Below are 21,596 nucleotides of genomic sequence, written 5' to 3'. Positions count from 1 at the left end.
TCCATTCAAATGGAAGTGTACAAGCTTTTAAGGTAGGTGGATAATGTGCTCGCATATACAATCAGAAGGATTTTACATTTAGTACCGGTTTTATTTGGACTTTCGTTGATCGTCTTTTTCATGATTCGTGCAATCCCTGGAGATCCTGCACAAATCATTCTAGGCCAGCTTGCGACAAAAGAAGCAATTGCTGACATGACTAAAGCGCTTGGGCTTGACCAACCATGGTATACACAATACATAAAATATGTCGGAGGATTACTAAGTGGTGACTTAGGAGAATCGCTTCGTACATCATCTCCTATCAGTGGAGAGATTTGGCCATACTTGGCAGCTACACTTGAGTTGTCATTATGTGCTATGCTAATCGCCATTTTCATTGGGGTTAATGCTGGGATTATCAGTGCTTGGTACCAAAATTCCTGGTTTGATTACGTTGCAATGATTTTTGCGTTAATTGGGGTATCCATGCCAATCTTTTGGCTAGGATTGATGGAACAGTGGGTATTTGCCATTAACCTTGATTGGCTGCCAACATCTGGACGTGATGAAGTTAGGAATCCAGTAGAGGCGATTACAAATCTGTATATTATCGATACTTTGTTACAAGGCAGAATGGATCAATTTGTAGAAGTTGTTAAACATCTAGTATTACCTAGCGTTGCCCTAGCTACAATCCCAATGGCAATCATCGCCCGTATTACACGTTCTACGATGTTAGAGGTGATGCGTTCTGATTTTATCCGTACAGCTCGCGCCAAAGGATTAAGAATGTTCTGGGTAGTATATAAACACTCATTAAAGAATGCAGTTATTCCTGTATTAACGGTAATCGGTTTACAAATGGGTCTACTGCTCGGTGGAGCGATCTTGACTGAAACAATTTTCAGTTGGCCTGGAATCGGTCGTTACATTTATGAAGCAATCAATTATCGTGATTATCCTGTAATTCAATCAGGAGTTCTAATTGTTGCTCTCATATTTGTATTGATCAATCTAGTGGTCGATTTATTGTATGCAGCCATTGATCCAAGAATCAAATACCGTTAAGAAGGGAGGATTTTCATACTATGGAATTATCAACAAATCCTAAATATCAAGCACCGATTATAGAAAAAGAAGAAAAAGTAGTTTCTCCATGGGTAGAAGCTTGGAGAAGCTTTCGGAAAAATAAGCTGGCATTAGTGGGTACCGTCATCGTTTTATTTTTTGTTATTTTAGCGATATTTGCACCGTTCATTGCACCTGAAGGGATGAATGATCAAAAATTGACTCAAGCCCTTCAATCACCATCTAGCGAGCATTGGTTTGGAACGGACGATTTTGGTCGTGATGTTTTATCTCGTGTCATTTATGGTGCTAGAATTTCATTATGGGTTGGTACCTTCTCGGTAGTTGGTTCGATTGTAGTCGGATGTCTATTAGGAATTATAGCCGGTTACTATGGGAAGTGGGCAGATGCACTAATTTCTCGTGTATTTGACATCATGCTTGCGTTTCCAAGTATTTTGCTTGCAATCGCCATTGTAGCGGTATTAGGTCCTTCTCTAAAAAATGCCTTGATCGCAATCGCAATCATTAATATTCCAACCTTCGGACGTTTGATTCGTTCCCGTGTTTTGAGTATTAAAGAAGAAGAATACATCGTAGCTGCTAAAGCAATAGGTATGAGTAATGCTAGAATACTATTCCATCACGTATTACCAAATAGTTTGGCTCCGATTATAGTTCAAGGAACATTAGCGATTGCCACTGCAATCATCGAATGTGCTGCGCTTGGTTTCCTAGGTCTAGGAGCAGAAGTGCCTTTCCCTGAATGGGGGAAAATGCTTTCGGATGCAAAGCAGTTCCTAATCCAAGCTCCATGGACAATGGTATTCCCAGGTCTGGCGATTATGCTTACAGTCCTTGGTTTCAACCTAATGGGTGACGGATTACGCGATGCATTAGACCCTCGTATGAAGAGTTAAAAGATACAGCTGAACTGATTCAGCTGTATTTTTTTCTTTAGGAAAGTATAATTTGGCAGTATAAAAGCAGGTTGACTAAGAAATCATTTTTAGAATGAAGTCCCTAAACAAAGAAAAGGAACATACCTTGTTTTGTATTCAAAAGACAAAGCAGGCAATATATCCAAGACAATAACAGTGCGTGTGCAATAAGAAAAAGCCATCGATTAAAGAATCGATGGCTTTTTTGCTAAAATGGTCAAATCATTTTTTAATTTGAACCTTCACTCATTATTCATCCACTCGAGGAGTGGGGATGGATACTTCGTTTTCATCTTTATGATAGTTTTGAAAGCTGGACACAAGTTTGTATAGATGCTCGATTTCATCCTCATATTCAATGATAGCAGCGACTAATGGCATCATATGATACAAGCAAGCTTCATTGTCGCCATTTATACACTCTGGTTGTTTAAGGAACATGTCTAGCAATTCTTTTTTACTTACAGTCGTACTCTCATGATAGTCTACAGTCGTTTTAATTTTTCCAATAAACTTTAGTAATAGTTGTTCATGTTGGAAGACAAGACAATCTAATTGTTCTTGTATTTGATTTTGAAAATCAGAAGGCATAAGGTGAAATTCATTTTCGAAACGATTTAAACGTCTTAAAACATCCAATGAACGCTTTAAAGTCGAAATCATTTGGCGATAAACCACCAGTTTTCTAGATTTTGCATAGCTGTCCTTCTTAAAGTACTCACGTTCTTCCTTAAACATTAAGTACAATTGTTCTAATTTAATGACATGTTCTTTAAGTTGGTTTACGTCATTTTTCAATAAAGAATGATCAGAAGCATGGCGTGTACTGATCCGAATCCATTTGAAAACATCTTCAGCAACTATAGATATTTTATGGTATAGCTTTGTTTCGTACTTTGGGGGTAGAAATACCAAATTAACGATAAATGCAGACAAAATCCCTAGCATAATGGTAGAAAACCTGATTAGAGCGAATTGTAGAAATTCACCATCCTGGTTCTCCATGATGGCAATGACCGTTACTAAGGATAGGATGATAGTATTGCCTGAATTTAATTTAAGATTGATAATGATGACGATTATGGCTGCCAGCCCAACGATAAAAATCTGATTGCCAAATACCAAAACAAATAGTATTGCGACAGCGGCTCCAATCAGGTTGGCCTGTAACTGCTCCAGAACCGAAAGATAAGAGCGATAAATTGTAGGCTGGATGGCAAATATAGCTGCAATTCCAGCGAACACTGGGGCAGGTAAATTCAACAGTTGTGATAAATATAAAGCCAAAATAATGGCGATTCCCGTTTTTAATATGCGGGCACCAAGCTTCATGAGAAAATAAGTCCTTTCTGAACATTCTATGGATGGATTAAGTTTACTTTACACCATCCCGTTATTTATTAAACAATAATGTAATATACAGGGTTTATGGAGTAAGTGCAAGGGAATCTTATATTCTAGCTTCTGATTTGCCTCAATTAGACTATGTATCTTAAATAAGTTTAGTTAATCCATTTTTTATTACTGTTAAAAATCAATAAAATATTCCTAGCAAGATTGTCCATCCAAAAGCATATACATAAATCCATCAAGTCGTTTCTGGATAAATTTGATATGGGGCAGATAAAAATGATATTAGGATTATTGATAATTTTCTTTCTTGTTTTGATCTTGCCGCTAACTTTAAATGTGGTGGAGAGGAATCTCGAATTATTTTTATTTGTAATGGGGTTAATTGCAGCACTAATAAGTGGGGTTTTAACTAGCTCTTTATTTGTTAGAGCTGCAAGTGATCCCATAAAAATTACGATTGCTGTATTTGTAGCTGGAGTATTGTTTAAGTGGTTACAGACACCTTTGGAAAGAACGATAACAGGATTTAGCCGAATTATTCCTTATAGATTGTTCATTGCACTTACTGTCATATTCATAGGCTTAATTTCAAGTTTGATAACTGCTATTATTGCAGCACTCGTTCTAGTAGTGGTAGTGACTGCTCTTAGACTTGATCGGATATCAGAGATTCGTTTTGTGGTGTTAACGTGCTTTTCGATAGGACTTGGTGCAGCGTTATCACCAATAGGCGAGCCACTTTCGACAATTGCCATAAGTAAACTTGATAAAGACTTTTTCTACTTAATGAGGTTGATTGGATCAGAAGTTATCATGTCTCTTGTTATTTTTGGAGTATTTGCAGCACTGCTAGTAAGACAGCCGAAGCGAGGAGAAGGATTGATAAGTAAAGAGACAAGCAGTGAAAGTTATGAGGAAATCCTAACTAGAGCTCTTAAAATATATTTTTTCATTATGGGATTAACATTTTTAGGTGGAGCATTTGAACCGGTAATCAATCTTTATTTTCTTGGGGTTGCTCCTTCGTTGCTCTACTGGATTAATATCATTTCTGCTATATTAGACAATGCTACACTCGCTGCTGCAGAGATTAGTCCGATTATGGACGATATTACGATCCGCTCTATTCTTTTAGGTTTGCTAATTAGTGGAGGAATGTTAATTCCGGGCAATATCCCGAACATTATCACAGCCGGAAAGTTGCAGATAACTAGTAAAGAGTGGGCTCAATTTGGTGTTCCCCTAGGCTTATTAATTATGATTGCATACTATATTGCAGTTTTTATCTTTTAAACATAAAAGGGTAACTAAGCTGACCGAATTGCGTCAAAATGAGTTACCCTTTTTAAAATAATAGGATTTATATTTTTCTTGTTTGATACTTTTTAACTGGGCGGTCTAGCTTTTCAATCACTCTGTAGATACAGCTGGGTCAGCTTGTTCTTTTACTGGAACAATTTGAACAAAATGATCTTTCACATTGCATAACAGAGTTTCTAGTTCCGATGCTTCTTCGGGTTGTTGTCTCTTTAACAGTTGTGTATACTTTCCTAAAAGTTCTTGAACATCGTGTATTCCTTTTTCTGAAAGTGACTGGACAGAAACTTTTGCGCCTTTTGCCATCCGGCTAACGATGGCATCTTTCGTATATCCTAATTCTGGTTGAATACGAACATAGATGACGCCACCTGTCATACCTGCACATGCCCATGGCCCAATATCCCCAAGCACTAATCCTCTTCCATTTGTCATATATTCAAACGCAAAACCTTTAATATTAGAATGGACACCAACATTTCCAGTTTCCACTTCTGGAATATTTCGTTTTAATTTACCACCAATAATCATATCCGCTCCAGACAAACGAATGCCTGCACGTGCGTCCGCATCTCCTTGGGCAATAAGTAAGCCTTTTTGGGCTCCATATCCAAATCCTTTTCCTACAGAACCATTATAAAACTTTCCATCTTTACCTTTAGATTTGAAAATCAAGATTTGACCACCAAAGGAAGTTTTACCGATTCCATCCTGGGCGCCACCATTTACTTCAATATCAATCCCACTACTATTGTAAGCCCCTAATCCGTTTCCTGGGATTGAACCATTTTTATAAGATAGTTTAACAGGAGTAAGAGAAGTGTACGATCCATCCAGGCGTCCTCTAACCCTATGACACGAAACGCGGCTGCCAAGCACTCGTTGTTCTGAGGTGATGGCATTATATTCTCTCGATTGCTGTAATTCATCTACGCTAGAGTCTAAATACTCCGCTCCGACTGCCACTTGCAGGGAATTTCCATCAATTGTAGCTGCCGCTTCTTTATGAGTGAATTGTCCAATTTCTAAAGTTTTAAGTAAATAAGTTAGATCCATTTGATCTTGCCCTTTTACTTGTTGAAGTAAATCTGATCGGCCTACTAGATCTTGCAAATTCTTTGCTCCTAAAGAAGCCGTTAAAACTTTCAATTCATTACCGAAAGCGGTGAATAGATTCTTAAGTCCGAGAACGGCAGAATCAAATTTCCTTGGAACGAAGCGACGTAAGCCATGTTCTTTCGCTTGGGATTCTGTTTCGATTTGGGTAGCGATGCCAACATGACATGTATCCAAATGACATCCGCGACAAGTTGTACAGCCAACTGCAATCATCGATAACGTTCCAAATCCAACCCGATTGGCTCCTAGAAGCATTATTTTCATGACGTCCAGAGCACTCTTCATACCGCCGTCTGCCCATAGTTCTACTCCGTCGCGAAGACCAGCTTCAAGTAGTGCATTGTGGGCTGCTTTCACACCGATTTCTACAGGAAGGCCAACGTGCTGTAGGGCGTGAATTCTAGCAGCACCGGTGCCGCCATCAAAACCAGAAAGGGTGATGATGTCTGCTCCTGCTTTGGCGATGCCCACCGCAATCGTACCGATGTTTGGAACGATTGGAACTTTTACGGCTACTTTTGCTTTGTCGTTGGCTGTTTTTAACTCATGGATCATTTGAGCTAAATCTTCAATTGAATAAATATCATGGTTATTGGAAGGGGAGATTAGGTCAGAACCAATCGTGGCGTTACGAGCCTCTGCAATTTTGGCTGTTACTTTAGATCCAGGTAAATGTCCACCTTCTCCTGGCTTCGCTCCTTGGCCTATCTTGATTTCTAATAGATTAGAAGAATTCAATAGTTCAGCATTGACACCGAAACGGCCAGATGCTACCTGCTGTCCACGTGTACGAGGATACCTCCCTAGCATGTCTTTGATTTCTCCACCCTCACCATTTAGGCTTATCATGTTCAATTGATCAGCTGCCTCGGCATAAGCTCGGAATGCAATTTCGTTTTGTGAACCAAACGACATGGAAGCGATGATGAATGGAAGTGCATGTTCGCCAACACCGATAGAAACCTCTTTTGTTGAAATGGCATTGCTTGCTGTTTTCAAAGAAGTTAAATGACGGATAGTTGTCGGATTACCTTGTTCCTGTTCTGAAATTTTCTCTTTATATGCAGTATAATCGCCTGTGGTTGCAACCTCTCCAATTGCTTTCCAAATACGAGGGAACAAGTGGAATGTCTTCCCGACGCGTTCTTTTTCATTTTGAAAATCAATAATCCTTTGTTTCGCGTCTTCCTTCATTGCTTCAAACCCATTCGTTAAATTCTCTGAGCCGAAGAAATTCACAATCTTTAAATAGGAAGCCACTTCTTCGTTCAACCCAATGCTTGAAAACAATCGTCCATAACCTCTTAATTCATGGATCCCGATGGTTGATATCACTTTCTCTAAGCCTTTAGTTAAGGCGTTATAAAGATTTACCACAGGTTCGATAGATGTTTCAGACACGGATAAGAACATATAGTATGGACTGATAATGTCTGCGCCAAGTCCGTAAGCAGTAATCAAATCATGCAATGAACGAATGGCTGCTGAACGAAGTAGCAGGGAGCCATCCCGACGTAAGCCAGCTTCAACCAAGCCTTGATCAATAGTAGAGATAACCACATGTGGATCAATCCATAGGTGGTTTTCTTGGTGAGCTTTCGCATCATCAAGAACGAGTAGTGTTTTGCCATTCTGTATGGCTTCAACGGCTTCATTAGATAATCTTTTTAATGCATCCGTAATGTTTTCGTTATCTCTACATGTCGTATCAATAAAATGAACTAATTGTTTATCTTGAAAGTGATGGACAAGTTGATCATAGCTTACTTGATTCAGAGATTTTGAGCATTCAAAGCCAACATGACCTTCTACTAGGATAGGTGATAATAGTTCAACCACTTGCGAAGTTTCTTCTTTTAAGAGGAGAGATGGCCGTTTCCCAATGATGACCCTAGTTGAAAAATGTTCAGTTTCTCGATCTCGATCGATTGCCGGATTCGTTACAACGGCTACACTTTCTTTGATGAAATCAGCAACGTTCTTCCGCTCGGGATTCAGTGCCGCAAGTGGAGCATCATGCCCAAGGGAACGAATTGGCTCTACTCCTTTTTCAGCCATTTGCTCCACTAATTGAACATGATCTCTTTCCCAACCGAACGCTTTATATTGACCAGTGTGAATTTTAGCAGGATGTGTTACAGTAACCATCTTACCTAATGTAAGAGGATTTAATCGGTCATGGACTTGGTCCAAATCATATCTTTCTTTGAATCTACTATATACAACTTCCTGGTATCGACTGTAATCGTAAAGTTGGATTTCTTCTCCATTCCATTTCAAGCCGATTTTTTCTCCAGGACCAAGAGGTTTCGGATCTCCAGTATAATCTGAAGAAGGGATGATGCCTGGTTCAGATGAGAATAAATAGGAAGTCTCGATATCTAGTTTCCATAAAGGACGTAAACCAAGCGCATCGACTGAAAATACCGCTTCATCTCCAAAACGCGAGATGATACCTGCAGGTCCTTGAGCGAAATGTCCCCAAGCTTCACGAATCAAGGTGTATACATCTTTTAGATGATCAGGATAAAGCTTTATTTCATTAATAATTGGCGGGAACACAACATCCATTGCCTCGAATAGTGAAAAACCATGTCTACAAATTAAAGTTTCAATAGTACGGCTTAAATCCTGTGAGTCACTACCGCCTTTTACAAGAGGCACCCCAATTAGTTTTGCTTCATCACGGAGTTTAGAAATGGTGTTAATCTCACCATTATGTCCAAGGACACTAAAAGGTTGCACACGGAAAAAAGAAGAAAGGGTATTCGTAGAATAACGATTATGCCCAAGAGTCATCGTCGAAGCAACAAGTGGGTCTGCTAAATCCTTATAGTACTTCGGTAAAATATCACCAGCCCCCATGACTTTGTATACCGCATGATATTGGCTTAAAGAAGCGACATGGATAAAGTCATTTTCTTCAATAGTATGAATCGAGTCAAAAACTATTTTAGACAATGATTCTTGATTCGGTTCGTTACCAATAAGAGCGATTTGCCAAAACAAAGGATTCTCCTGGAAGGCAATCGGACCAAGGGCATTTGGATTATGGACAGAGTCATTTTCGTAAAGAAGCGAGAATCCTTTTTGTTGAAGAATGTCTTTAATGTATGTTTGTAACTTCTTCGGATCTTCTTTTCTACTTAAGAAGAAATGACCTACGACAAATTGTGGATGGATAACTTTTTCAGAATCTATGCCTTTAGCATGGAGTTTCTTTTTCCACAGTTCATTTGGAATGTCGATATGGATTCCTACTCCATCTCCTTCACCATTAATGAAGCCTGCACGGTGGTTCATCTTCACAAGCGCATCAATGCAGGAATAAATATTTTCACGAGTTGGGACTTTCCTCTTTTCTATGCAAGCGACAATACCACAAGCATCATGTTCTTGTCTGTGAAACTCTTTAAATAAACTTGGGCTCCATTGTTGACTCATTATATTGGCATAATAGGTGGTTACCTATATCTGCCTTCACCTCCTAGGAAAATATCAAAAAGAAGAAATGAAAAATACATAATAACGTGGACATTAATCGATCATTTTATGAGTTTGCTTTGGGGAGAACTAATAGGCTCTAAGCAAAAATATACCAAGGTAACGCTGTGAAGAAATAAAGAGTTAGGATAGAAATATCCTAAGAAAATAAAACGGGGTGAAATAAGTGAAAAATTATAATTATTTGACTAATAGAATCATCTTACCATCTAAAAATTCAGAAATCAATTATTTATACAATAATATGGATAAATGTACTAGAGTGATAATTGAGTAAAAAGCCTTATTGAAAGCGTTTTCATGAAAGAATCGCAAGAAAAAACCCCGAAGAATAGTCTCGGGGATGAATAAAAAATGTATAAAAATTTATTTTTGAAGTTGTGAAAAGGCGAAATCGACGGCGGATAATGTTTCGTTGATATCATCTTCCGTATGTGCAACAGTTAGGAACCATGCTTCATATTTCGATGGAGCTAAATTAATTCCTTGTTGAAGCATCAGCTTGAAGAACTTGGCGAACATTTCACCGTCCGTGTTTTCAGCTTGCTCATAGTTTTCCACTTTCTCTGTCGTGAAATAAAGGGTTAATGCACCTTTTAAACGATTTATCGAGATAGGCATGTTATATTTCTGAGCTGATTCTATGATTCCTTTTTCAAGAACCTCACCTAGTCGATCTAGTTCCTCATATACCCCTTCTTGTTTCAAAACCTCTAGGCAGGCAATTCCAGATAGAATTGATGCTGGGTTACCCGCCATTGTTCCAGCTTGATAGGCGGGTCCAAGTGGTGCTACTTTTTCCATGATTTCTTTCTTTCCACCATATGCGCCAATTGGTAGTCCTCCACCGATGATTTTTCCTAGTGCAGTTAAATCAGGAGTTATACCAAGTAGATCTTGAGCACCACCATACATGAAGCGGAAAGCGGTGATAACCTCGTCATATATGACTAAAGCACCTGCTTGATGAGTCAATTCGTTGATAGCTTCAAGGAAACCAGGCTTCGGCTCGACAATTCCAAAATTGCCAACAATCGGTTCAACGAGTACAGCAGCCACTTCATGTCCCCATTTATCCAAAGCCTCTCTGAAGGGTTCAATGTCATTGAAAGGAACCGTGATCACTTCGTTGGCAATACTCTTTGGAACACCAGCAGAATCAGGGATGCCAAGGGTGGATGGACCTGATCCCGCAGCTACCAACACTAAGTCTGAATGACCATGATAGCATCCTGCAAACTTGATGATTTTGTCACGCCCTGTATAGGCACGGGCAACACGAATCGTTGTCATTACTGCTTCTGTTCCTGAGTTGACAAACCGAACCTTGTCCAGTGAGTGGATTGCCTCTTTTAACATTTTGGCAAATTTCACTTCATGTGGGGTTGGTGTCCCATATAGAACTCCATTTTCAGCAGCTGTCGTAATCGCTTCAGTAATGTGTGGGTGTGCATGTCCAGTGATAATGGGTCCGTATGCAGCTAGATAATCTATGTATTGATTGCCATCAACATCCCAGAAATATGCACCTTTCGCTCGTTCCATCGTAACTGGGGCTCCTCCACCCACTGCCTTAAAGGAACGTGAAGGACTGTTCACTCCCCCGACAATATGCTCAAGAGCTTCTGAGTGCAAAGCTTCTGATTTTGAAAAATTCATTTATAAATGCCTCCTATATTGTGTTGCTTTAACTGCATCTATTCTAGCACTAAACCCCAAAAAACTAAAAAATAAATGTGGGTTACCCCATAAAAGAAATAGATTACTCAAAGAATATACAAAATAAATAGAGAACCATCACTTTCAATACGGTTGTATATTAATGTCGAGCTCTTTCAGTTGTTTTAGGGATAGGGAACAGATACACTATTTGCTTGGGTAGTTGAGAGAAAAGAGGGGTTATTGATTTGGAAACAACTGCAATAGAAGTTCAGCATTTGAAGAAGGAATTTAAGGCGTTTTCAAGCCGTTCCGGTTTAAAAGGTGCTTTTCGAGATTTGTTTACTCGTAATTACAAAATCGTTCCGGCGGTCAATGATATTAGTTTTACAGTCAAAAAAGGCGAAATGGTTGCCTATATTGGAGAAAATGGAGCTGGTAAGTCGACAACCATTAAAATGCTTACAGGCATTTTAACTCCAACTGAAGGGTATGTAAAAGTGAATGGAATGAACCCGCATAAGGAAAGAGAAAGATTCACCAGTACTATTGGAGTTGTCTTTGGTCAACGTTCCCAGTTATGGTGGGATATCGCTGTACAAGAATCGTTTAGATTGCTGAAAAAAGTCTATAAAGTTTCTGATGAGCAGTATGAAGAGCATATGAACTACATTATTGAGACGCTAGATTTAGCTCCTCTTTTGGACAAACCTGTGCGCAAGCTTTCATTAGGGCAAAGAATGCGTTGCGAGCTAGCAGCGGCATTGATCCATAATCCACCACTTTTATTCTTGGATGAGCCGACCATAGGTCTCGACGTATTGGTAAAAATGAAAATTAGACAATTTTTAAAGGAAATCAATGAAAAATACCAGACTACTATCCTTTTGACGACTCATGATTTAGGGGATATCGAGGCATTGTGTGAACGTGTCATCATGTTAGATGAAGGAAAAATCATCTATGATGGCTCCTTGCAAAGTCTGAAAAGCCATTGGGCGGATGAAAAGGAAATTCACGTGCAATTTGTAAAGCCTACGACAATACAACAACTTCAAAGCATACCTGTTCCATTTAAGGTCCGTTGGGAAGAGGATGAAAAAAATCAAGGCTTTATCGCTTATATGGCCGATCGGGAAGACCATATTTCCATGTTCATATCGGCCCTTGTAACCGCTCATCAAATCAAAGATATCAAAATACAAGAAACGGCGACTGAAGAAATCATTCGAAACATCTATGAAAAAGGGATGAGCTAGAAGATGGATAAATATATGGAAATGGTCAGGATACGGTTTTTGATGATGCTTGCCTACCGGACGAATTATTACACAGGAATCCTAATTTATAGTATCAACATTGGCGCGTATTATTTTCTTTGGAATGCCATTTATGGTGGGAAAGAAACGATAGAAGGGTTAACTGCAGTCCAAATGACCACGTATGTGGCAGTCGGTTGGATGGCCCGTGCCTTTTACTTCAATAATATCGATAGAGAAATGGCTGCTGAGATCAAGCAGGGGAAAGTCGCTATAGAATTAATCAGGCCTTATAGTTATTTAGGGATGAAAACGATGCAAGGATTAGGAGAGGGGATTTTCCGATTATTTTTCTTCTCGGTTCCTGGAATGGTGATAGTTTCGCTCCTATTTCCTATTCAGCTTTCTGCGAACCCCTCTACTTGGGGATTGTTCGCTTTATCGATCACTTTAAGCTTTTTGATTAATACAGAAATCAACTTGCTTATGGGGATTACGACTTTCTTCTTCTATAATAACGATGGTATCATTCGTGCGAAACGAGTACTAATTGATTTATTTTCAGGTCTTTTGTTACCGCTCAGTCTGTTTCCAATCTGGGCCCAAGACATCATGAAGTACCTTCCTTTCCAAGGCATCTCCTATATTCCGAGTATGATTTTCACAGATGGGTTTTCTGGAAATGAAATGACTCAAGCTTTACTTCAGCAAGGGATATGGGCCGTGGTACTTTGGATTCCGATACAAGTGCTCTGGATATACGCGAAAAAACAGCTTGTCATCCAGGGAGGCTAACCATGTTTTATGTAACTATGTTTTTTCAATATGTAAGCCAATATTTAAAAACACGTTTGCAGTATCGGACGGACTTGTTTGTAAAATTCTTGTCTGATTTGTTATTCCAAGCAGTAAATCTGATTTTCATTCTATTAGTATTCGGTCATACCGATATGCTAAATGGGTGGAACCGAGACGAAATTATCTTTATCTATGGATTCTTTATGATTCCGTTTGCGTTGTTTTCCGCCTTCTTTAACATTTGGAACTTTAACGAACAGTATATCGTGAATGGTGAAATGGACCGAATTTTAACTCGACCGATTCACAGCTTGTTTCAAATCATTTTAGAGCGTATGGAATTGGAATCTCTGTTTGGGCTTGTTACAGGTTTTATTATCATTTTTTATTCTGGCAGCCGTTTGAATCTTGATATCGAGTGGTATGATCCCCTTTTATTTTTCGTATTTTCAATTGGAGGGGCTCTAGTCTATGCTTCTATTTTTATAGGCATAGCGACCATAGGTTTTTTCTCGGATTCCCGAACATCGATCATGCCGATGATGTACAATGTTGGAAACTACGGGAGATACCCAGTGGATATTTATAACAAAGCCATCCGTTTTGTTTTAACTTGGGTTCTTCCATTCGCGTTTGTTGGCGTCTATCCATCTGCATACTTCCTTGGCAAAACAGAATGGTATTCGTATTCATTCGCCACACCTGTTGTAGGTCTTGTGTTCTTTTCTATTGCAGTTTGGTTATGGAACCAAGGTGTTAAGAAATATCGTGGGGCAGGGAATTAACATGTAACCCTCTTGATCCATTCAGGAGGGTTTTTTGTATCATTAGAATTTATAACATTCATATCTATTAGTTGTTCAAAGTATGAGACACAAGTAGGTTGATAGTATAGTTAAGTAGAAAATCACCAACGAAAAGAGCATTGAGATAACCTAGTTTAATATATAAATAATCTTGTAGTTTTATCTCCATGGGTAGATAATGGATGTCATTAGGAGGGGATGATATGTTTGGAATATCTAATTTTGAATGGTTTTTAATCTCCAGTATTCTACTTAACATTACTCCAGGAGCAGACACCATGTATATTGTGAGCAAAAGTATTTCTCAAGGGAAAAGAGCAGGGATTTATTCGGCACTTGGTATAAGCTCAGGGGCTATAGTTCACACTCTATTAGCTGCTTTTGGTTTGTCTGTCATTCTAATGAAATCGGTCATGCTCTTTAACGTGGTTAAAATACTAGGTGCGGGTTATCTAATTTATTTAGGTATTAGAATGCTTTTGGAAAAGAAAAATAAGGTTAGTGATCAAGGAAGCTTAGACAAAATGACTAATAAAAAGATATTTCTGCAGGGCTTGATTACAAATGTGACCAATCCTAAAGTGGCATTATTTTTTCTTGCTTTCATACCTCAGTTCATTGATCCTGGAAGTTCAAGCCCTATTCCATTCCTTATGTTAGGTCTAACTTTTACAATGACTGGTGGGGTGTGGTGTACACTTATTGCCCTTTTTTCATCATTAGTGACTAAGGGTTTAAGAGATAGCTCCAATGTGCAATTTCTGTTAAATAAATTAACCAGTATTGTATTTATTGCTATGGGGATTAAATTATTTAAAACAAAAGCCACAGCGTAAGTTAATAGTAAATATAAAAACACCTCTCAACTCCAAATTAGAATCGAGAGGTGTTTTTATATAGATTTAATCATTAATACCATTTACAGTTTTCCATTATTGCGAATCTTAATGCACCAAAAGGGACTCCATCGACATAACATATAATAATCTTTTCTTTTCCGTCTTTGAAAGCTTTCTGAATCAAAGAAATAGGTTCGTTTAGAGCGCTCGATGGGACTTCCAGATGACGATATTCTTAGAAGGATTCGATCATCAATTGATGGACAGTTTTGACATCTTTTTCGTTACCTACTTTTATTTCAATCAGCATTATTCATTGGTCCTTTCTGTTTATAGATCTAAGCCTAGCTAATTTTAAAGTCGACGGCGTTTTTAACAAAAATGTAATTCCAAGAAGGAGTTTATATACTTATCAAAATTTTCTGTTAAAATATATTATAGGATTCTTTTCCAAAAAATTCGAATCCTTTTAGGGCAGTTTTGATTGTATTATAGGAGGAAGATTGATTGAATTTAGAACAATTAGGTTGGAATAACCACTTAGAGGAAGAGTTTGCACCATTTAATGGTAGTGGTTATTCAGTTGGTAGAGTCGCACTAGAGCATAAGCATATGTACCGTATTCTTACAGAGCAAGGTGAGTTGTTAGGTGAGGTGTCTGGGAAATTCAGGCATGAGTCATTCGAGAAAAGCCAATTTCCTGCAGTCGGTGACTGGGTGGTTATATCTGCACGACCAGATGAGAAAAAAGCCACGATTCATAAAGTGTTACCTCGATTTAGTAAATTTTCCAGAAACTCTGCAGGTTTGGTAACAGAAGAACAACTCGTTGCAGCAAATATTAATACTGTGTTTCTAGTGACAGGGTTAAATAATGATTTTAATATAAGACGAATAGAGAGATATCTTGTAACCGCTTGGGATAGTGGTGCAAATCCAGTCGTCATTTTAAGTAAATGTGATCTTTGTGACGATATCCCAGCAAAAATTGCAGAGGTCGAATCAGTCGCGTTTGGCGTGCCGATATATGCGATTAGTGCAACAAATGGAATAGGTATGGATCAATTGGATAAATATCTGTCCGAGGGACAAACGGTAGCTTTGCTTGGTTCGTCAGGAGCAGGGAAATCAACACTTTGCAATACATTGCTTGGGCAAATAAAACAACAGGTGAAGGAAGTTCGTGAAGGTGACGATAAAGGAAAACACACCACCACCCATCGTGAATTAATGTTGATCCCAGGTGGGGGAATCCTTATTGATACACCAGGTATGAGAGAATTGCAACTTTGGGAAGTTGATGGCGGTATGAGCCATGGTTTCTCGGATATAGAGGATTTGGCACAACAATGTTTATTTAATGATTGCCAACACAAGAATGAGCCTTCTTGTCAAGTGAAGTTAGCTATAGAAGAAGGGGTATTAGATCAGAAACGATATGATAATTATGTGAAGTTCCAAAAGGAACTAGCATTTCTAGAACGAAAGAATAATAAGCGAACTCAATTAGAGGAAAAAGCAAAGTGGAAAAAGATTTCAGGTGACCGTACAAGGGTCCATAAAAAGTAATAGATTTAAAGGGGTGTTCAAAAAGTTGTTCTTTCAACAACTTTTTGAATGCCTTTATTGTTTTATTGACCCCACTTAGTAATAGTTTAAAAACCATTCATAAGCCTGAAGGACAAGGAGTACATTGTTAGAAGTAGTCCTAAAGGAGAAGGTGTGGAATGGGATTTTATATTTTAGTTTCAGCGATTGTTTTCTGCATGTTTATGAGCATAAGGGCGCTGTTTGCTCCATCAGACATGACCAATCAAAAAATCTCGTTAAACGATTTGCTTTGGCTTGCCTTTTTGTACGGTACCATTTGTGTTGGATTTGGTGCCCTATATCTTCTGTTTGAACTGAAGAACATTATAGTAATATTAGAAAATGGACATAACCTTCAGGGTTCCTTTTTTTATAAGCTAGAATCATCTCTATATTTCAGCGGAATGACCATGTTTTCGGTTGGTTATGGAGATCTAGTTCCGGTAGGGTTAGGTAGGCCTATCTCCGCTATCCAAGCTTTCATTGGTTACACATTGCCTGCGGCTTTTGTTGTAAGAACCGTAATCGATTACGAGCATGTACAGAAATAAAAAGAACCATCTAAAAAGTTGTATTGCAAAAGAGATTTGGGTACGCTTACGATAAGACTTTTTAGAATGGAGGACTTTCATTGAATGCAGTAATCGGCAAAAAAGCACCTGATTTTTCTTTACCTGCTAGTAATGGTGAAAATATTAGTTTAACTGACTTTAAAGGGAAAAATGTTGTACTTTACTTTTATCCGAAAGACATGACACCGGGATGTACGACTCAAGCCTGTGATTTCAAGGAGCTTCATGAATCCTTTTCCGAGCTTGATGCCGTAATTCTAGGAGTAAGTCCTGATCCTCTTAAACGTCATGGGAAATTTATTGAGAAGTATGGCTTGCCATTCCTGCTGTTAGCGGATGAAAATCACCTAGTTGCTGAAGCTTATGGTGTGTGGACATTAAAAAAGAACTTTGGTAAGGAATATATGGGTATTGAACGCTCTACCTTCATAATCGATAAAGATGGCAACCTCATAAAAGAATGGAGAAAAGTTAAAGTAAAGGGCCATGTAGAAGAAGCGCTTGCATTTATTAAAGAGGAAATGGCTTAAACAATAATAAGCCTATTTTCTAACTAAAAGGCTTTTGTCCAATTCAGAAATCAACGATTTGAATACTATTATATAGAGAATACCTCCTCAGATGTTTTCCGAAATGGAAGCGGGTAACCAGTCATGGTTTACCCGTATTTTTTTTGTTTTCGTAAATATAAAGGCAGCATTGAGAACAAATCACTCAATTTCTATGTAATTCCTAGCTTTTGATTCTAATGTCAGGTTATCCATTTTCATGTAATTTATTGAACGGTGATGGTATGATGATTTTAGGATAAAGCATCGAAAGAGGGGATTGTAATATGGAGGCGTACTTTTCATTCATACCGCCAACGGATTTGCAAGAAAGGTTATCAAAGGAGTTTCCGGCTATCCGTTTTTCATATCGTAAAGGGATACATATAGAAGAAAATGATTTAAAGACTTCGGAGATTCTTGTTACTTATGGGGAAGATGTAACAAAAGAGATCATTTACGCAGCAAAGTCTTTAAAATGGATTATGGTCGTTTCAGCAGGTTTGGAAAAAATGCCATTAGCGCTAATCGGGGAAAAGGGCATACTGGTCACTAATGCAAAGGGGATACACAAAATCCCGATGGCGGAATATACGATAGGTATGCTACTTCAGTATGAAAAGAATCTTGCCCAGTTTTATGAAAATGCTAAGAATGCTACTTGGGATCGAAGAATGAAAATGGGTGAGTTGAATGGGAAAGAAATTACTATTTTAGGTGCAGGTGCAATAGGTAGTGAAATAGCTCGACTTTCAAAAGCATTTGGAATGAAGACGGTGGGAATAAATACATCTGGGAATGAAGTGGAATATTTTGACCACATGCATAAACTTGACGAATTAAAAGCTGTCCTGCCAACTGCAGATTATATTGTCTCTATTCTACCAAGTACGAATGATACGAAAAACCTTCTGAATAACGAACATTTTCAGTTGATGAAGTCTTCTGCGGTATTTATGAATATCGGAAGAGGTGATTTGTTTGAGGATCACGTCCTACTGAAGGCATTAGAGGAAGGACAAATCGAACATGCTATCCTCGATGTTTTCCATGAAGAGCCATTACCAGTGAATCATCCATATTGGAAAATGGAAAATGTAACGATGACACCACACACTTCAAGTGTTACGAAAAACTATTTGCCAAAGTCGTTCGAAATTTTCTCGCATAATCTTCATACTTATATTAAAAGGGAAACTGATTTTATCAATTTAATTGATGTGAACAGGGGGTACTAAGATGAAAATTTATACAAAAACTGGGGACAAGGGTACAACATCGCTTATTTATGGGCAACGTGTAAAGAAGTCGGATATTAGGGTAGAAGCTTATGGAACTTGCGATGAAGCTAATTCAATGATTGGTTTGGCTTTAAGTTATATAAACAATGATATGAAAGAAAAGGAATCTATCGATAAAATTTTTCATAAAATACAAACAGAACTTTTCCATGTAGGAGCAGAACTGGCTACTCCTTCAGGCAAGGAAGTAAAATGGAAGGTCGAGCAAGAAGACATAACAATGTTGGAAGAAACAATTGATCAGTGGGAAAAACATCTTCCTGCACTTACTAATTTCATTTTACCAGGAGGACATCCTGCAGGAGCTGCCCTTCATACAGCACGTACTATTGTTCGTAGAGCCGAGAGATGCGCAAGTGAAATGGTGGATGAAGTGAACCCTTTAGTTCTATCATATTTGAACCGTTTATCAGATTTTCTGTTTGTTGCTGCTAGATATATTAACCATTTATGTGGGGCAGCCGAAAAAAACCTCCACTCCTAAAAACAATGAATAAACTATACTTAATTGACAAATAAATAGTGTAAAGCTTACACTATTTATAAATATTATAAAGTAATAATTCATTCTAAATAATAATTGGAAAAGAGGTGCATGACGGTGGCTCATGATCAACTGAAAGAGGCTTTGGATTCGCTGAAGGAAACAGGAGTGAGGATTACACCGCAACGTCATGCGATTTTGGAATACCTAATTAATGCAATGTCTCATCCAACTGCCGATGAAATATATAAAGCTTTGGAAGGTAAATTTCCAAATATGAGCGTGGCTACAGTGTACAATAACTTAAGGGTCTTTAAGGAAGTAGGTCTCGTTAAAGAATTGACATACGGAGATTCTTCAAGTCGATTCGATTATGTCACTACAGATCATTACCATGTTATTTGTCAAAAATGTGGTGCAATCGTAGATTTCCATTATCCTGGACTAGATGAAGTAGAGCACCTTGCATCACATGTAACAGGATTTAAAGTACATCAACATCGTATGGAAGTGTACGGAGAATGTCCAACGTGCGTTGCAAAAGCGGCACATTAAAAAACTGGTTATCACAAGCCAGTTTTTTATTTTTGTAAAAAAAGCCTAGCGCGTGGCCAGGCTTCTAATTTTTCGCTTTTTTATTATATTTTTCGTCGAATTCTTTACCTTCAAGATCTCTATCTAGTGTAAGTGGCTCGTTGCAGTGCATGCACATATCAACTCTACCAAGTATTTTTGTCGATTTTCCACAATTCGGGCAAACTACTTGAACAGTTTTAGTGGATAACATTCCAATCCAGAAATAAACCCCTGTACTAGCAAGAATGCATAATAGACCTAATACCATGAAGACGGTCATAAGAATAGCAGAGCTTCTAAAGAAGATACCTCCATACATGATAAGGAATCCGATAAATATCAAACTTAGTGCGAAAGTACGTATTTTATTAATTTTATTTGAATATTTAGCCATGTCCTACCTCCTGATTCTAACTATATCATAACATTATTCACTTATTTAAATATATAACATGGTAGGAACATTGTCGAAAATTGTTGCCGTTACAAGAAGGAAATTCAATCTTAATGTCGAAAGTTATAGCACAACAACGATTTGGAGGAATTAAAATGGAGGATATTCTACGTCCCATTTACCAAGAACGAGCAGGCTCACCTTCCACACTCGGAATTCTATTGCTTGAAAAAGGTGCAAAACCAAGTACTTTAACAGATACCTTTGATTACGTATTACTTGTTATTACAAAGGATGCTGAACAACCAGTATTTATTAAACATTATACATATAAGGATAAAAAAGCTGCACTCCATATAGTAGAAGAAGAGCAATTACAGGAATGGCTATTATTAGGTACAAATCGAAAAATCATAGAATGGATTTATAATGGGAAAGTGTTATTTGATCGAAATGAGTATCTTTCTGAATTGAAACAAGAATTAAGAGAGTTCCCTTTTTACGGACGTAAAATTAAAATGGGGATGGAATTTGCAAAGCTTATTAGAAGATATATGGATGGTAAGGCATTTTTTGAAAATGGTCATTTTTTAGATGCTTATAATCATATTGTGCATTCTTTGCACCATCTTGCAAGATTGGAAATTATTGAACAAGGTTTTTTCCCAGAAGTCACAGTTTGGAATCAAGTTAAACATATAGAGCCACAAATTTTCAAACTATATGAAGAACTGATTACTAGCGAAGAGTCACTCGCAAAAAGATTGGAATTGTTATTCCTAGCAAGTGAATTTCTTATTTTCTCGAGAACGGACAGTGGTACTCAACATTTTAGAGACGTAATGGAAACAAAAAAAGAAAAATGGACTATACATGATCTAATGAGTGCGCAGGAGTTAAAATACTATTCAATAGATTTGGGTGTACTTTTGGAGTACCTTATCGAAAAGAAACTTGTTTCTGTCGTGCAAGAGGAAACGAAGGGGCATGATGTCTTCCATAGATATTATAAAGTTAATAAATAAAAGTTAATTTTATTATCGTGAAAAATTAATTTTAGGGTTGACCTATCGGTAAAAGAGATGGTATATTAATAAACGTCGCTGATACAAGCGGTTTAAAAGATAACATTGATTGAAACTGAAAGAAAAAACATTTTTAAAAAAGTATTGACTTCAGGGTTGAGAAAATGTTATATTAATAAAGTCGCTCACGAGCGATTGGAAAAGAAATTGCTCTTTGAAAACTAAACAAAACAATACGTCAACGTTAAATTTTAAGTCTTTTAAATAAGACATTTTATGAGCAAGTCAAACACTTTTTGGAGAGTTTGATCCTGGCTCAGGACGAACGCTGGCGGCGTGCCTAATACATGCAAGTCGAGCGAACATCTTAAAAGCTTGCTTTTGTAGATGTTAGCGGCGGACGGGTGAGTAACACGTGGGCAACCTGCCTGTAAGACTGGGATAACTCCGGGAAACCGGGG

General features: G+C 37.9%; 18 protein-coding genes and 1 rRNA gene. 15 read left to right on the top strand and 4 right to left on the bottom strand.

Features of this window, described 5'->3' with window-relative positions:
- Positions 1-45 precede the first annotated feature (45 nt).
- The gene (locus G3O09_RS06210) at positions 46-1,050 is read left to right on the top strand and encodes an ABC transporter permease (protein WP_163100631.1); all 1,005 of its coding nucleotides are present in this window, start codon (positions 46-48) and stop codon (positions 1,048-1,050) included.
- A gap of 20 nt (positions 1,051-1,070) precedes the next feature.
- Positions 1,071-1,970, top strand: coding sequence for an ABC transporter permease (locus tag G3O09_RS06205; protein WP_163100630.1), 900 nt, complete (start codon positions 1,071-1,073; stop codon positions 1,968-1,970).
- A 270-nt stretch (positions 1,971-2,240) separates the two neighbouring features.
- Here G3O09_RS06205 and G3O09_RS06200 read toward each other — a convergent pair whose 3' ends face one another.
- A complete protein-coding gene (locus tag G3O09_RS06200; protein ID WP_163100629.1) occupies positions 2,241-3,323 on the bottom strand; it encodes an FUSC family protein in 1,083 nt (360 codons plus the stop codon).
- 297 nt (positions 3,324-3,620) lie between these two features.
- Here G3O09_RS06200 and G3O09_RS06195 point away from each other — a divergent pair, with 297 nt between their 5' ends.
- Positions 3,621-4,637 (top strand): DUF1646 family protein, encoded by a 1,017-nt coding sequence (locus G3O09_RS06195; protein WP_163100628.1) that lies wholly within the window; start codon positions 3,621-3,623, stop codon positions 4,635-4,637.
- Positions 4,638-4,754: 117 nt separating this feature from the next.
- Here G3O09_RS06195 and G3O09_RS06190 read toward each other — a convergent pair whose 3' ends face one another.
- Together G3O09_RS06190 and G3O09_RS06185 are read right to left on the bottom strand one after the other, a co-directional pair.
- Positions 4,755-9,224: a glutamate synthase-related protein gene (locus G3O09_RS06190; RefSeq protein ID WP_163100627.1), complete on the bottom strand. Its 4,470-nt coding sequence runs from the start codon at positions 9,222-9,224 to the stop codon at positions 4,755-4,757.
- Between the two features lie 426 nt (positions 9,225-9,650).
- Positions 9,651-10,943, bottom strand: a complete 1,293-nt coding sequence (locus G3O09_RS06185) for a glutamate-1-semialdehyde 2,1-aminomutase (protein ID WP_163100626.1) — start codon at positions 10,941-10,943, stop codon at positions 9,651-9,653.
- A 248-nt stretch (positions 10,944-11,191) separates the two neighbouring features.
- Here G3O09_RS06185 and G3O09_RS06180 point away from each other — a divergent pair, with 248 nt between their 5' ends.
- The 10 genes from G3O09_RS06180 to perR all read left to right on the top strand — a co-directional run bounded on the left by G3O09_RS06180 (position 11,192) and on the right by perR (position 19,695).
- The gene (locus G3O09_RS06180; protein ID WP_163100625.1) at positions 11,192-12,202 is read left to right on the top strand and encodes an ABC transporter ATP-binding protein; all 1,011 of its coding nucleotides are present in this window, start codon (positions 11,192-11,194) and stop codon (positions 12,200-12,202) included.
- A gap of 3 nt (positions 12,203-12,205) precedes the next feature.
- Entirely contained in the window at positions 12,206-12,997 is a 792-nt protein-coding gene (locus G3O09_RS06175; protein ID WP_163100624.1) for an ABC transporter permease, read from the top strand.
- 2 nt (positions 12,998-12,999) lie between these two features.
- Positions 13,000-13,785 carry an ABC transporter permease gene (locus G3O09_RS06170; protein WP_163100623.1) on the top strand — a complete coding sequence of 262 codons (786 nt, stop codon included), beginning with the start codon at positions 13,000-13,002 and terminating at the stop codon, positions 13,783-13,785.
- Positions 13,786-14,009: 224 nt separating this feature from the next.
- Complete coding sequence (locus G3O09_RS06165; RefSeq protein WP_163100622.1) at positions 14,010-14,642, top strand: LysE family translocator; 633 nt, start codon at positions 14,010-14,012, stop codon at positions 14,640-14,642.
- Between the two features lie 510 nt (positions 14,643-15,152).
- Positions 15,153-16,214, top strand: coding sequence for a ribosome small subunit-dependent GTPase A (rsgA, locus tag G3O09_RS06160; RefSeq protein ID WP_163100621.1), 1,062 nt, complete (start codon positions 15,153-15,155; stop codon positions 16,212-16,214).
- A 158-nt stretch (positions 16,215-16,372) separates the two neighbouring features.
- Entirely contained in the window at positions 16,373-16,786 is a 414-nt protein-coding gene (locus G3O09_RS06155) for a potassium channel family protein (protein WP_163100620.1), read from the top strand.
- 80 nt (positions 16,787-16,866) lie between these two features.
- Positions 16,867-17,337, top strand: coding sequence for a thioredoxin-dependent thiol peroxidase (gene bcp / locus G3O09_RS06150; RefSeq protein ID WP_163100619.1), 471 nt, complete (start codon positions 16,867-16,869; stop codon positions 17,335-17,337).
- 305 nt (positions 17,338-17,642) lie between these two features.
- On the top strand, positions 17,643-18,593 hold the full coding sequence (locus tag G3O09_RS06145; RefSeq protein ID WP_163100618.1) for a D-2-hydroxyacid dehydrogenase: 951 nt from the start codon (positions 17,643-17,645) through the stop codon (positions 18,591-18,593).
- A gap of 1 nt (position 18,594) precedes the next feature.
- Complete coding sequence (locus G3O09_RS06140; protein WP_163100617.1) at positions 18,595-19,140, top strand: cob(I)yrinic acid a,c-diamide adenosyltransferase; 546 nt, start codon at positions 18,595-18,597, stop codon at positions 19,138-19,140.
- A 117-nt stretch (positions 19,141-19,257) separates the two neighbouring features.
- Positions 19,258-19,695: a peroxide-responsive transcriptional repressor PerR gene (gene perR, locus G3O09_RS06135; RefSeq protein ID WP_163100616.1), complete on the top strand. Its 438-nt coding sequence runs from the start codon at positions 19,258-19,260 to the stop codon at positions 19,693-19,695.
- 64 nt (positions 19,696-19,759) lie between these two features.
- Here the strand turns inward: perR and G3O09_RS06130 are convergent, their stop codons facing one another.
- Positions 19,760-20,110 carry a YgzB family protein gene (locus G3O09_RS06130; protein ID WP_163100615.1) on the bottom strand — a complete coding sequence of 117 codons (351 nt, stop codon included), beginning with the start codon at positions 20,108-20,110 and terminating at the stop codon, positions 19,760-19,762.
- 155 nt (positions 20,111-20,265) lie between these two features.
- Between G3O09_RS06130 and G3O09_RS06125 the strand changes: the two genes are divergently transcribed.
- Complete coding sequence (locus G3O09_RS06125; protein WP_163100614.1) at positions 20,266-21,135, top strand: nucleotidyltransferase-like protein; 870 nt, start codon at positions 20,266-20,268, stop codon at positions 21,133-21,135.
- 293 nt (positions 21,136-21,428) lie between these two features.
- Positions 21,429-21,596 (top strand): 16S ribosomal RNA (locus G3O09_RS06120); the annotation flags it as partial.

It is taken from the genome of Peribacillus alkalitolerans (assembly GCF_010882125.1).
Classification (GTDB): Bacteria; Bacillota; Bacilli; order Bacillales; family DSM-1321; genus Bacillus_BN; species Bacillus_BN alkalitolerans.
Note: the sequence above shows the minus strand (reverse complement) of the source record. Positions and strands in the feature narration are given on the sequence as shown.

Excerpts from the sequence above, each read along its gene's own strand:
- G3O09_RS06205 (WP_163100630.1), top strand. The coding sequence starts at position 1,071 with ATGGAATTATCAACAAATCCTAAATATCAAGCACCGATTATAGAAAAA.
- G3O09_RS06200 (WP_163100629.1), bottom strand. The coding sequence starts at position 3,323 with ATGAAGCTTGGTGCCCGCATATTAAAAACGGGAATCGCCATTATTTTG.
- G3O09_RS06195 (WP_163100628.1), top strand. The coding sequence starts at position 3,621 with ATGATATTAGGATTATTGATAATTTTCTTTCTTGTTTTGATCTTGCCG.
- G3O09_RS06190 (WP_163100627.1), bottom strand. The coding sequence starts at position 9,224 with ATGAGTCAACAATGGAGCCCAAGTTTATTTAAAGAGTTTCACAGACAA.
- G3O09_RS06185 (WP_163100626.1), bottom strand. The coding sequence starts at position 10,943 with ATGAATTTTTCAAAATCAGAAGCTTTGCACTCAGAAGCTCTTGAGCAT.
- G3O09_RS06175 (WP_163100624.1), top strand. The coding sequence starts at position 12,206 with ATGGATAAATATATGGAAATGGTCAGGATACGGTTTTTGATGATGCTT.
- G3O09_RS06170 (WP_163100623.1), top strand. The coding sequence starts at position 13,000 with ATGTTTTATGTAACTATGTTTTTTCAATATGTAAGCCAATATTTAAAA.
- G3O09_RS06165 (WP_163100622.1), top strand. The coding sequence starts at position 14,010 with ATGTTTGGAATATCTAATTTTGAATGGTTTTTAATCTCCAGTATTCTA.
- G3O09_RS06155 (WP_163100620.1), top strand. The coding sequence starts at position 16,373 with ATGGGATTTTATATTTTAGTTTCAGCGATTGTTTTCTGCATGTTTATG.
- G3O09_RS06145 (WP_163100618.1), top strand. The coding sequence starts at position 17,643 with ATGGAGGCGTACTTTTCATTCATACCGCCAACGGATTTGCAAGAAAGG.
- G3O09_RS06140 (WP_163100617.1), top strand. The coding sequence starts at position 18,595 with ATGAAAATTTATACAAAAACTGGGGACAAGGGTACAACATCGCTTATT.
- G3O09_RS06130 (WP_163100615.1), bottom strand. The coding sequence starts at position 20,110 with ATGGCTAAATATTCAAATAAAATTAATAAAATACGTACTTTCGCACTA.
- G3O09_RS06125 (WP_163100614.1), top strand. The coding sequence starts at position 20,266 with ATGGAGGATATTCTACGTCCCATTTACCAAGAACGAGCAGGCTCACCT.